The sequence below is a fragment of the Chromatiales bacterium genome, assembly GCA_014762505.1.
Taxonomy (GTDB): domain Bacteria; phylum Pseudomonadota; class Gammaproteobacteria; order SpSt-1174; family SpSt-1174; genus SpSt-1174.
The window spans coordinates 21205-33128 of the sequence record JABURS010000030.1 but is presented as its reverse complement, the minus strand read 5'-3'; the positions used below and the strand labels follow the sequence as shown (position 1 = coordinate 33128).

At 65.6% G+C, this 11924-nt stretch carries 11 protein-coding genes; 3 read left to right on the top strand and 8 right to left on the bottom strand.

The features are described 5' to 3' along the window. Window positions 1–94 precede the first annotated feature (94 nt). On the bottom strand, window positions 95–1618 hold the full coding sequence (locus tag HUJ28_04255; GenBank protein MBD3618663.1) for a fused MFS/spermidine synthase: 1524 nt from the start codon (window positions 1616–1618) through the stop codon (window positions 95–97). A gap of 224 nt (window positions 1619–1842) precedes the next feature. Here HUJ28_04255 and HUJ28_04250 point away from each other — a divergent pair, with 224 nt between their 5' ends. Beyond that, window positions 1843–2148 carry a hypothetical protein gene (locus HUJ28_04250; protein MBD3618662.1) on the top strand — a complete coding sequence of 102 codons (306 nt, stop codon included), beginning with the start codon at window positions 1843–1845 and terminating at the stop codon, window positions 2146–2148. Window positions 2149–2215: 67 nt separating this feature from the next. Here the strand turns inward: HUJ28_04250 and HUJ28_04245 are convergent, their stop codons facing one another. Together HUJ28_04245 and HUJ28_04240 are read right to left on the bottom strand one after the other, a co-directional pair. Next, complete coding sequence (locus HUJ28_04245; protein ID MBD3618661.1) at window positions 2216–4351, bottom strand: TRAP transporter fused permease subunit; 2136 nt, start codon at window positions 4349–4351, stop codon at window positions 2216–2218. Between the two features lie 557 nt (window positions 4352–4908). Next, complete coding sequence (locus HUJ28_04240) at window positions 4909–5904, bottom strand: TAXI family TRAP transporter solute-binding subunit (GenBank protein ID MBD3618660.1); 996 nt, start codon at window positions 5902–5904, stop codon at window positions 4909–4911. A 322-nt stretch (window positions 5905–6226) separates the two neighbouring features. Between HUJ28_04240 and HUJ28_04235 the strand changes: the two genes are divergently transcribed. Beyond that, a complete protein-coding gene (locus tag HUJ28_04235; protein MBD3618659.1) occupies window positions 6227–7060 on the top strand; it encodes a PhnD/SsuA/transferrin family substrate-binding protein in 834 nt (277 codons plus the stop codon). Between the two features lie 33 nt (window positions 7061–7093). Here the strand turns inward: HUJ28_04235 and HUJ28_04230 are convergent, their stop codons facing one another. Both HUJ28_04230 and HUJ28_04225 read right to left on the bottom strand, forming a co-directional pair. Continuing rightward, a complete protein-coding gene (locus HUJ28_04230; protein MBD3618658.1) occupies window positions 7094–7657 on the bottom strand; it encodes an NUDIX hydrolase in 564 nt (187 codons plus the stop codon). 2 nt (window positions 7658–7659) lie between these two features. Further along, complete coding sequence (locus HUJ28_04225) at window positions 7660–8274, bottom strand: BMC domain-containing protein (GenBank protein MBD3618657.1); 615 nt, start codon at window positions 8272–8274, stop codon at window positions 7660–7662. A gap of 218 nt (window positions 8275–8492) precedes the next feature. Here HUJ28_04225 and HUJ28_04220 point away from each other — a divergent pair, with 218 nt between their 5' ends. Then, window positions 8493–8696 (top strand): hypothetical protein, encoded by a 204-nt coding sequence (locus HUJ28_04220; protein ID MBD3618656.1) that lies wholly within the window; start codon window positions 8493–8495, stop codon window positions 8694–8696. 84 nt (window positions 8697–8780) lie between these two features. Here HUJ28_04220 and HUJ28_04215 read toward each other — a convergent pair whose 3' ends face one another. The 3 genes from HUJ28_04215 to HUJ28_04205 form a co-directional block, all read right to left on the bottom strand. Next, the gene (locus tag HUJ28_04215; GenBank protein MBD3618655.1) at window positions 8781–9287 is read right to left on the bottom strand and encodes a BLUF domain-containing protein; all 507 of its coding nucleotides are present in this window, start codon (window positions 9285–9287) and stop codon (window positions 8781–8783) included. 166 nt (window positions 9288–9453) lie between these two features. Beyond that, window positions 9454–10224, bottom strand: coding sequence for an alpha/beta hydrolase (locus tag HUJ28_04210; protein ID MBD3618654.1), 771 nt, complete (start codon window positions 10222–10224; stop codon window positions 9454–9456). A gap of 254 nt (window positions 10225–10478) precedes the next feature. After that, a complete protein-coding gene (locus HUJ28_04205; GenBank protein ID MBD3618653.1) occupies window positions 10479–11867 on the bottom strand; it encodes a ribulose-bisphosphate carboxylase in 1389 nt (462 codons plus the stop codon). Between the last annotated feature and the right edge of the window lie 57 nt (window positions 11868–11924).

The window sequence follows — 11924 nt, the reverse complement described above, 5'->3', positions numbered from 1 at the left end:
GAAGGCGGGCGGTATGGCTCACAACGTTATCTTAAACCAGATCGGCCCCTGACCCGGGGTGACCGGCCTATGGCGGACAATCAACGGACCCTGGCTAGCGCCCCAGCTCGCCGAAGATCAGTGTCGACAGCAGGCGTTCCACGGGCGCCCGGTCGTCGGTGAGCACCGGCAGGCCGGCCAGCGGCGTGCCGGTGGTGGCGAGCCGTTCGCTCACATCCAGCCACTCCCGCGGCGGCCAGTGGCGGGCAACCAGGCGATCGGGCAGTGCGACGCTGCCACCCATGGTGATCACGTAGGTCATGCGTTCGGGCCGCTGCGGCCACTCCTCCAGCCACACGCGCACGTCCGGGAAGACGGTCCCCAGGGTCTTCACGATGCTCTTCACCAGGCGGGGATCGGGGTGGGCGTCCACCACGTTGAGTACGTACAGGCCGTCCGCCGTGAGACGGGAGCGCACCAGCTCGGCGTATTCCGCCGTCACCAGGTGATAGGGAATGGCGATGTCATGGAAGACGTCCCCCACGATGACGTCGAAATAGCTCTCGGGCTGGGTGTTGAGTACACGACGTGCATCCGCATGGATGATCACGTCCTCTGCGCCGTCGTAGTAGAGCTGCGCCCGCGCCATCTCGGTCACGGCCGGGTCGATCTCGGCGATCACGATACGGGCATCGGGATAGCGCGCCCGCAGGGCGCGCGGCTGGGTATAGGCCCCGCCACCGGCAAAGAAGCTGCGCAGTGGCCGCCCCTGCACGCCGCCGGCATGCAGATCGATGACCTCGGCCATGAGATGGGTATATGGTGATGGCAGGAACTGCGGACGCTGCCGGTGGCTGATGCCATGCAGCAGGTGATCGAGCACCATGCCGCGCGCCTCGCCGAAGGGCATGTCGCGGGTCATGTCCACCACGCGGATGCAGAAGTAGTTCGTCTCCCGGTCGCAGGGCACCTGCAGGCCGCCGCGGGCCCCGGTCCAGGTGACGAGGCCCACGGCCAGCACCGCCAGGATGGCCACGGCAGGCAGTCGTCCCCGCAGGAATACCAGGGCCAGCAGGGCCATCATCGCCCCGGTGCCGAGGATCACCGCCTGGGTACCGAAGTACTGGATGAAGAGATAACCGGTGGCGAAGGTGCCGACGATGCTGCCGAAGGCGGCCAGGGCATGCATCATGCCCACCACGTGGCCGGTACGGGCGTCGAGCCTGAGGGCCAGGGTGGTGAGCAGGGGCGTGACCACGCCGAGCAGCACCGCCGGCACGAAGAACAGGGCGGCCACGTAGAGGAAACTCGCGGCCAGCAGGCCGATCTCCAGGCGCTGCAACGGACCGGCGATCAGGGTGAGCAGCAGCAGCACACCGACACAGGCCAGCGCCCCGGCCCCCAACACCCAGCCGGCCACCGACTCGCCGGCCCCGCGGTCGGCCCACACCCCTCCCAGCCAGTTGCCCAGCGACAGCCCGCCGAGCACCACCCCGATGATCGCCGTCCAGGAATACAGCGAGGCCCCGATATAGGGCGCCAGCAGGCGTGCCGCCGCGATCTCCAGCGCCATCAGGCCGGCCGAACTCAGAAAGATGGCCAGCGCGTAAATCGCCAGCCGCGCACGCGGTCTTGCCATGGACACCCCCGGTTATTGCTCCCCGATACCCCGGCCTGACCGGGACGACATACCTGCCTATTGACCGGACGATGACGGGGAAATTCCCGGCATAAGTCGCACAGCAACCGCCACCACCGATAGACAGCCCCTCTCGCGGCGATAGCGATTCATGATTTCACCACGGACTCCGGGCCGACTAAGCTTGCGATACCGCTTATCAAGACCACCGGCAGGAGAACGACATGAAGGCCATCCTGATCGACCCGCAGGCACAGCAGCTCGAGGTCATCGACATCAACGGCAGGGACGAGATCGCGACGCGGATCGGCTATGACACCCTCGAGTCAGACGCCGTGGGCAAGGCCGGCGATCGCCTCTACTTCGACGAGGAATGCTTTCTGCGCGGCACCGCCGGGCGCTTCCAGATCGACAGCATCATCCCGGTATCGGGCAAGGGCGTGATCGTCGGCACCGCCGCCGACGGCGAGACCCTGGCGGACGCGACCACGGACATCGAGGACCTGCGCCAGCGCATCAAGTACCTCTGACGCCGCGGCCGCCATGCAGAAGAAGACGCCCGGGACCAGCCCGGGCGTCTTCTTCTGGACGCTCCTGTCAGGCCGCCGCGGGGCGGTGGCGATAACGCTGCAGCAGGAACACGATCACCGCGATGGCGATGCCGATGAGGTCCGTGACCAGGGTACCCGAGATCATGAGTATCGCCGCGACCACCAGCGGCAGGCGCGCATACCAGGTGAGCGGCCCCTTGAAGTAGCCCACCACCGCGCCGGCCAGCAGGTACACGCCGAACAGGGCGGTCACCACGTTGCGCGCGATCACCAGCCACTCGCCCTGCATCAACAGGCCCGGGCTGTAGAAGAACATGAACGGCACGATGAAGGCGGCCAGCCCCACCTTGAAGCTCTCGACGGAGGTGGACAGCGGATTGGCCCCACTGATCCCCGCGCCGGCGAAGGCGGCCAGGGCCACCGGCGGTGTGATGGCGGAGATGACCGCGTAATAGAACACGAACATGTGCGCCACCAGCGGGTCGATGCCCATGCGCTGCAGGCCCGGCGCGACCACCGAGGCGGCCACGGCATAGGCGGCCGTGGTCGGCATGCCCATGCCGAGCAGGATGGAGATCATCATGGCGAAGATCAGGGCGACGAGCTGGCTGCCTTCGGCCAGCAGCAGCAGCACGTTGGCGAAGCGCCCGCCCACGCCGGTGAAGGCGATGACACCGACGATGATGCCCGCACAGGCACACACGGCCAGGATCTGCAGGCTCATGCGCGCGCCGAGCTCCAGCCCCTTGATCGAGCGCGTAAAGCCCATGCCCTTCGCCAGCACCAGCGCCAGCCCGAGTATGGCCAGGATGCTCAGCCAGCGCGGCACCTCTATGCCGGCCGTTTCCATCAGGCTCGGCATGGTGAGGATGCCGAAGACGTTGAGCCCGGTGATGCCCAGCAGCGCGACAATGGCCACCGGCAGCGAGAGCTTGAGCGAGTAGCGCAGCGGGGAGGCGACGATCATGGTGATGAGCAGGGCCAGGGAACCGGCACGGATCACCGAGTTGCCGCTGAACAGGGCCACCACCAGGATCAGCAACGGAGCGAACAGGTAGACGCGCTTGAGCATCTCGCGCATCACCGGCAGGTCCTTGCGCGGAATGCCCTTCAGTCCCTTGCGCAGTGCCTCGCCGTCCACCATGAAGAAGATGGCGACGAAGTACAGCAGCGCCGGGATCACGGCCGCCACCACGATCTCGGTATACGGGATCTCGGTGACCTCGGCCATGATGAAGGCGCCTGCCCCCATCACCGGCGGCAGGATCTGCCCCCCGGTGGAGGCGGCCGCCTCGATGGCGGCGGAACTGCGCGAACCGTAACCGACCCGCTTCATCAGCGGGATGGTCATCGACCCGGTGGCCACCACGTTGCCGGCCGAGGTGCCGTTGATGGTGCCCATCAGCGCGCTGGCGAACACCGCCACCTTGGCCGGCCCGCCGCGCGCCGCACCCGCCACGGAGAAGGCGAAGTTCACGAAGTAGTCACCCACCTTCGAGGCCTGCAGAAAGGCGCCGAAGATGATGAACAGGATGATATAGGTGGAGGAGACGGCGGTCGTGACACCGAACACGCCATCCAGCGCATAGAGATAGGAGAAGAAGCGCTCCGGCGTGGCGCCGTTGTGCTGCAGGAAGCCCGGCAGTTCGGTGCCGAGGAACACGTAGGCGATGAACAGCATGGCGATGATCGGCAAGGCCAGCCCGGCCAGCCGGCGCGTGAGTTCCAGCACCAGCACGATGCCGGTGAATGCCGTGAGGAAATCGGGCTGCATGGGCAGCACACCGGCGCGGAACTGCAGCACCTGCAGGTTGAAGATCATGTAAAAGCCCACGCACAGGGCCGCGAGCACCAGCACCCAGTCCGTCCAGCTCACCGCGTGTCCGCGGCTGCCGAAGACCCAGCCGCTCAGCACGGCGGTGAGCGCCGCCACCACCAGCGCCGGGCCAAACCAGTTGAACACCCACGGCGGCGGAAACTGCATGTCCGCGGCGTAGCGCAGGTAGAAGGCGTAGCCCGCCATGGACAGCGCGATGCCGATGGCCGCCACGGCAATGCCCAGCGGGATGAGTTCAAGCAGGGCCGGGGCCCGGTCGCGGCCCACACAGGCCCAGAGCAGCGAACCCAGCAGGATGATGCCACCGAGCAGGTACAGCCAGAACCAGAGGCCGCCGGCCTCCATGGCGGCGACCCACTCGGCCTTGAAGAAGGCGCCCTTGAGGAAATGCAGGGCGGCCAGTGCCGTGACCAGGGTGGCGACGGCCACGATCAGGGCAGTGCGTGGCGCACGCGTCTGCCGCGTCAGGCCGATGCCCGCGGCGGCGAACAGACCGAAACCCAGCACCGATCCGCCCATCACGTGGACGATGCGAAAGGTCCAGGTCTCGATCGGGTAGAGGTTGAGCGTGAACAGGTGCCAGGCCGTGAACAGCAGGCCGAGCGTGAAAAAGAACCGGGCCTGCCAGCCTCCCGGGCGCCGCTCACTGTCGGCGGTGGGTTCCTGGTCGATGCCCTCGGCGATGACCGGGCCCGTGGCGACTTCTTCGGGCGAGTGCTTGTGTGTCATGGTGTTTGTGGGCCTCGTGTCGACACATGCGGCAGCCGCTGCTGCATGGCGAGGTTGGGCCGGGCCAGGGACGTCCTGTCCACGACACGGCCGAGGCCCCTCGCGCCAGAGGCGGGAGGGGCCGGGGTCCTATCCTGTCAGGTCAACGGGAAACACCGGATGGTGTCCCGCCCTTATTTCTTGTATTCGGGCGGGTAGAGGCTGTCGGGGACGGTGTAACCCTTTTCCTGGAAGTACTTGATGGCGCCGGGGTGCATCCACAGGAAGCCGTTCTTGTCGAAGTTGTCCGGGATGGTGGAGCGCGCCGTCTTGTGGGTCTGGACCATGCGGTCGTTGTTTTCCATCACCGCCTTCACCACTTCGTAGACGAAGTCATCCGGCAGGTCCTTGTTGGCGATGGCGAAGTTCCAGATGGCCACGGTGGGCATGTCTTGCGTCACGGCCTTGTAGGTACCCTTCGGCACGTTGAACGGCACCAGGAAGGGGTACTTGTCCAGCAGCATCTTGCGGTTCTCCTCGGAGAAGGAGAAGACGTTGATCTCCTGCTGCGCCTCGATGGCGGAGGCGGCGGACACCGGGATGCCGGCCCCGAAGAACACGGCATCGAGCTGACCGTCCTGCATGTTGCGGGACAGGTCGTTCCAGCTACCGTTCTGGATGCGCGCGTTCACACCCACGTCCTTGAGAAAGCGCGGCACGAAGGAACCGGCCGTACCGGAGGCCGGGCCCGGGCCCACGCGCTTGCCGTCGAGCTCGGCCATGCTGTCGATGCCGGAGCTCTTCAGCGTCACCACCGTGAAGGGCGTGGCGTACATCGGGAAGATGGCGCGCATGTCCTTGAATTCCTGACCCGGCATCAGCGGGCTGTTGCCGGTCCAGGCGTCATAGGCCGGGCCCAGCGTCACCATGCCGAAGGCATGCACGCCGTTGCTCACCAGCACTGAGTTGTCCGCCGGACCACCGGTGTTCTCCACGCTGGCCGGCACACCGACGACCTCGGAGACCACCTGGGCCCAGCCGCCGCCATAGATGAAGTAGGTGCCACCCAGCGAGGCCGTGCCGATGGTCACGGACTTGGGCCAGTTGGCGCGATCGGCCAGGGCACCGGTGGAAAAGGTCGCCAGCGCGAACGCCGCCACCAGGCCTGCAAGCAATTTACGGGTCTTCATGGGGACACATCCTCCTGTAGGAACAGTACGACAAGGGCGGGCTCGGGGCCCGTTTCTTCTTCACTGCATCGACTTAGCGTAGTCACGATGTACGTGCTTGTCTTGTGTACCTGATATACCCCAGCCAGCCGGTGAGGTAAACCGTCACCTGCAAGGGATGTACTGGCAGGCCAGCGAGGCAGGATAAAAAACCATAAGGATCAGCCTGTTGAAAGCGGCTCATGAGAAGAGGGAATAAGCCTGCAGGACTTGCCCATCTAATCACTGCGCGCCGCGCAAGGGTCGGACATGATGGCCGCCATCAGGCATGGAGACAATAAGAATGACAATCCGCCAACTCGCCACCGCCCTGCTGCTGGCCCTGCTTGCCTGCCCCCTTGTGGCGCAGGAAGCCCCCCTGGTCTTCAGCTCACCCCCGCGCGGCAGTGAACAGCAGGACATGGAACGCTACACGCCGCTGGTGCGGGCCCTCTCCGCGTGGCTCGGGCGCGAGGTGGTCTACAGCTATCCGAAGGACTTCACCACCTATTCCTTCGCCATGCGCCGCGGGGAATACGACATCGTCCTCGACGGCCCGCATCTCACCGCCTGGCGCATGCAGCGCCTGCAGCACCGGCCCGTGGTGAAGCTGCCGGGCGAGATCCGTTTCCTCGTGGCCGGCCCGGCCAGCGATCCCGCCCTGACCGACCGCGACTCGCTCATCGGCCTGCGCGTCTGCGGCCTTTCCTCCCCGCATCTCGGCACCCTGCAGTTCATGGCGCAGTACACCAACCCGGTGCAGCAGCCCGTGGTCTATGCCCAGCGCGGCGGCTTTGGCGCCGTGTACAAGGCCTTCCGGGAAGGCCAGTGCCGGGCCGCCCTGTTCCGCGAGTTCTATTTCGAGAAGAAGATTCCGGCGGAGGAGCGCCAGGGGCTGAAGATCGTGTTCGATGTGCCGGCGCTGCCCGAGCAGACCCTGACCGTCGGACCCCGGCTGGGCGCGGCCGAAATGCAGACCCTGCACGAGCGCCTGACCGACCCCGCGGTGGCCGCCCCGGTGGCCGGCCGGATCTTCGCCAGCTTCCGCCCGGAGGCAACGGCCTTCGTCGCCGCCGACCCGCAGGAATACGCCGGCCTGGAGCGGCTGCTCATGAACAACATCTGGGGCTGGGAGTAACCGGGGGGGGCTGTCGCCGGCGCCGTGGCGGCCTCAGGCGACGTGGATGTTGCGCAGCCAGCGGGTCTTTTCCACCATGCGGCGGGTCGAGGGGCTGTTGTTGTAGCGCGACACCTCGTGCAACGCCACCCAGCGCACCTCGTGCGACTCGTCGTTGCCCGGAATGGGCAGGCGGTCATCGATCTCCACCAGGAAGCGGACGTCGATATGCGAGTGCTCGGGGTGGCCCCCCATCGGCGGGATGGTGTGGATGTCGAGATCGAAGATGCTGCCATCCACCAGCCGTACCTGGGCGGGGTCCAGGCCGGTCTCCTCGGTCGTTTCGCGCAGGGCCACGCGCAGGATGTCGGCGTCACCGTCGGCATGCCCGCCCGGCTGGAACCACTGGTCGTGCTTGCGATGGTGCATCAGCAGCACATGGCTGCGGTCCGGGTTCACCACCCAGGCGGAACCGGTCACATGGGCCGGCCACAGCTCGCGATAGAAACAGTCGGGCTGCGCCTCGACGAAGGCGCGGGCGCGCCGCAGGTAGGCGCCCTCCTCCATGAATCGGGTGCGATAGCCGGCCAGCAGTTGCAGCAGTTCCCGGCGATGCATCCTCAGGTCCCCATCGGGTTCTCGATGGCCGCCAGTGCCGCGGCCGCGGCCTCGTCCACGTCGGCCTCGCGCCCGGACAGGGTCAGGCGGCCGAAGGCGCCGACGGCGCGTACGTCGATCAACGTGATGTTGGCGGCCTTCTCGGCCTGGTTGGCGGCATACACGATATAACCGGCCGGCTCGGTCTCCAGGATGAACATGCTCTGCTCGGGCAGGATCATGGAGCCACGGCGGTTCTGGCGGTTGATCAGCACGGTGTGGTCGGGCGTCATGCCGCGGATGATCTCCTGCCAGGCCACCTTGCAGCTCTGGCGGTCCGACTGCTCGGCGCCGATCTTGGAGAGCAGCACCCGGCCGGCCTCGCGCACATCGCTCTGGTCGCGGTGATGCAGCACCATGGAGCCATACTCACGCTCCACCACCTGCTGGGCCAGGTTCACGCGGGTGGCCTTGAGCGCCGCATCCGTCAGGCGATGCACCGCCATACCCGGCGAAACCTCCACCCACAGGCAGGAGTCCCCCGGTACGGGCAGAAAGCCCTGGGAGACGGTCGCCATGTACTCGGCCAGCTGCGGCTGCAGCGAGTCGATATACACATAGGTACGGAGCCGGATCATGCGGCCGGGCGCGATAGCGGTAACATGGAGCGAATCCTAGCTGTTATCCATAGACAAAGGAAATATATATGTACTTTCCAATACATAGATATTCGTCTATGTGAAACCCCTCAGCCCAAGTGCCGCCCACCAAGTCCCTGCAATTTGTGGGCTTGCAGCCATAAAGATGTATCCGGAATATACCCCTGTCAGCTTCATCTGGACGCGAGGATGCAATGATGAAAGACGAGACACTGGAACCGCACAAGCCGCAGTTTGCCTCCGCACCGCAGCAGGCACGCAAGGCAGCCAGCGTGGACGAGGCCTATGCCGCGGCTGCCGAGCTCAAGCACACGGTGGGCGTGGTGCGCCGGCTCTCGCGCGAGCGGCGCGCCGCGATCGCCGTCTACGGCAAGATGGCCCTGCCACCGGAAGAGCGCTAGTCGACGGCCGGCCCGCCCGGGCCGGCACCCTGGCCCCGCCGCCCCTGGGCGGCATCCCGCAGTGCCGTGGGCGCTCCGGGAACGCTAGCCGCGACCGCGGAAGAAATCCACCAGCGAACTCAGTGCGCTCTGGCGCTTCGCACTGTCTGCCCCGCCTTCGAGGTCGGGCCCGCCGGTGGGGTCGATGGCGCCGGCGAAGGTGCTCACCAGGGCATCGACCATGTCCTCGTCGAACGCGTAGGGATTGAACTGCTTGTGACCGCGCTGGCGGAGCAGGCGCTCGATGTCGCCCTCCGCCGGGACGTATTTCATCGACCAGTCGGAGAAGGTGCGAAAGGGGATCGGCTTGACGGAGATGACATCCACGTCGGCATGGCGCGGGTCGTTGAGCAGACGGCGATACAGGGCATTCACCTTGTGCCGGTCGCCCTCCAGGCACTGGAAGAAATACCCGTGCCCCGAATAGAGCACCCCGCCGATCTCCTCGCGCGGGTTGTTTCGTCGGGAGGCCTGCAGGATGCGGCCGAGATCGAGCTGTTCGTTGTATTCCGGCGTGGCCGAGCTGATGTAGACGAAACGCACGAGGTTCATTGCGGGACTCCCGGTTGTTTTTAGAATGGGTCTGAAACTCTCATACCGCGTGGAGAAAGAATAGTTCCATTGTTTTTCTCAGGGACAATGGAGAAACGGGGCAGCTGAAATGCGAAAGGGGGGATTGCTCCCCCCTTTCTGGTACTGCCCATTGATGGAACAGACGCTATCGCCGCGCTGCGGCAACCCGCTTGATCCAGGCGATGATCTCTTGCTCGCCCCTGGCCGGCGTGGCCTTGTGCCCACCCGGAACCACGACATAGGCATTCAGTTCATTGGCCGGCGCCATGCCATAGGCATAGCCCTCACCGCGCTTCGCCATCCGGTCCTTCTCGCCGACGATCCACAGCAGCGCAGTTCCTTCCTTGAGACCCATCACGTTGCTCGGCATCACGGCCGGACCCTCGGGATCGAAATAGCTCAGGTAGATGAGCGGGGTGGTCTTCACTGCAGAGGTCTTGCCCTGGTTGAGGTCATTGAAGCGGCCGGCCTCATCACCCTTGCCCTCATCGACCATGGCTCGTGCACGCTCGACGCTGTCGCCGAGTTTCTTCTGAAAGCCCCTCAGCTCGGGCGAATGCCCCGGCGCGATGGCAACCACACCGTTCACGCCGTCATAGTTGGCTGCATATCCGATCGCCCCGTTGGCACCCAGACTATGGCCCGCGACGATCACGGTCTTCACGCCCTTCGCACGCAATGCCTGCACCGCCTCGTGCACCTGCCCGAGGGCATCTTCATAACTGGCATCGTAGCCACGACCCTTGGACCAGGGCAGTTCGGGCGTCACCACCTCCATGCCCTCCTTGCGCATTCGGTCGATCAGCCCGGAGGTCGTGCCGGCATCCGGCGAGGCGCCCTTGGCATGCAGGAAGACCACCCCGATCTCGGCCGCCTGCAACATCCCCGCCATCACCAGCAGGGCAAACCCGGCCACCAAGGAAACGATTGTTCGTTTACTCCCCATAAAATCCCCCTGTCCTGAATTGGTTGTTGTTGTTCGCCTGACGGCTCGAGAACGATACCCCTCGGCAAAGCGCACTGTCGAGCGCGACCGCAACAATGAGGACGCATCCATTCTTCTCGGCTCATGCAAAAGACCCCATACGGATCCCCGGCAGGAAGACCCACAAAAAAGCGGCGCCCACCCCAACGATGGACGCCGCTCCTGTAACGGGCGATGCGGGCTGCTTACGCCGCCTTCACGCCCAGCCGGTCACGCCAGCCCGGGTAGAGCTTGTCGGCATCGTGCGGGAAGGATTCGAAGGCGCGCGCGAATTCGCGGTGCTCCTTCGCCCACTCGACCGGATCGGCGCCGGCCTTCCAGCACTCGTAGGCCTGGCGCAGCGAACGGGCGCCGTCGGCCGGGGAATCGATGTGGCCGTAGGAGCCGCCGCCGGCGGTGTTGATCACGTTGCCATGGCCCAGGTTCTCGAAGAAGCCGGGCAGGCGCAGGGCGTTCATGCCGCCGGAGATGATCGGGGTGGTGGGCTTCATGCCGTACCACTTCTGGTAGTAGACCGGGCCCTGGCACTCGTCGCGCTCGATCATGTAGGCGATCACCTTGTCGTCGGCCTCGCCTTCCATCTTGCCGTAGCCCATGGTGCCGACGTGGATACCGGAGGCACCCTGCAGGCGGGACATCTTGGCCAGCACGAAGGCGCTGTAGCCGCGCTTGGCGCTCGGCGAGGTCACGGCGCCGTGGCCGGCGCGATGGTAGTGCAGGTACTGGCTCGGGTACTGGCGACGCGCCGTGGTCACCATGCCCGGGCCGCCGACATAGCCATCGACCAGGAAGGCCAGCTTGTCGGCGTCGGGGCCGAAGGTCTCCAGTGCGAAGTCGGCGCGGGCGCACATCTCGTAGTGGTCGTCGGCGGTGATGTTCATGGAGAACAGCTTGGCCTCGCCGGTCTCGTCCTGCGCGCGCTTCATGGCGTCGTACACCAGCGGCAGGGTCTTCTTGATGGGGGCGAACACCTGGTTGCCCTGGGGCTCGTCGTTCTTGATGAAGTCGCCACCCAGCCAGAATTCATAGGCCGCCTGGGCGAAGGGCTCGGGGCGCAGGCCCAGCTTGGGCTTGATGATGGTGCCGGAGATGTAGCCACCGTCCTTCACCGGACGACCGAGGATGCGCCACAGATCGGAGATGTCACGGGACGGGCCGTCGAACAGCTGGATGGCGCGCTCGGGCATGTAGAAGTCGATCATCTTGGCGTATTCCACGTCGCCCATGCCCTGGTTGTTGCCGATGGTCAGGGTGAGGAAGGACACCAGCATCATGCGACCGTCGATCACGTTGCGATCGAACAGGTCCAGCGGATAGGCGATGCGCATGTCCTCGCTGGCCGGATCGATGTGGTACACCAGGGCATCCACACCCTTGGTGAAGTCGTCGGTGGTGCAGACCTCGACGTTGGTGCCGGTGGAGGACTCGGCGGCGAAATGGGCCGCCGTGGCGAGGTAGTCGTAGCCCGCCTTGGGCTTCATCGTGTAGGCAACCAGGATGTGCTGGCCGCCGGCGATCAGTTCCTCTTCGGTCAGATCGAGGTTCGCATAACGACTGGATTGATCGTGAGCCATGTAACTTCTCCGATTTGCGTGGTGGGAGTGCCCCTGGGGCACAAGCATCGGAAGGCA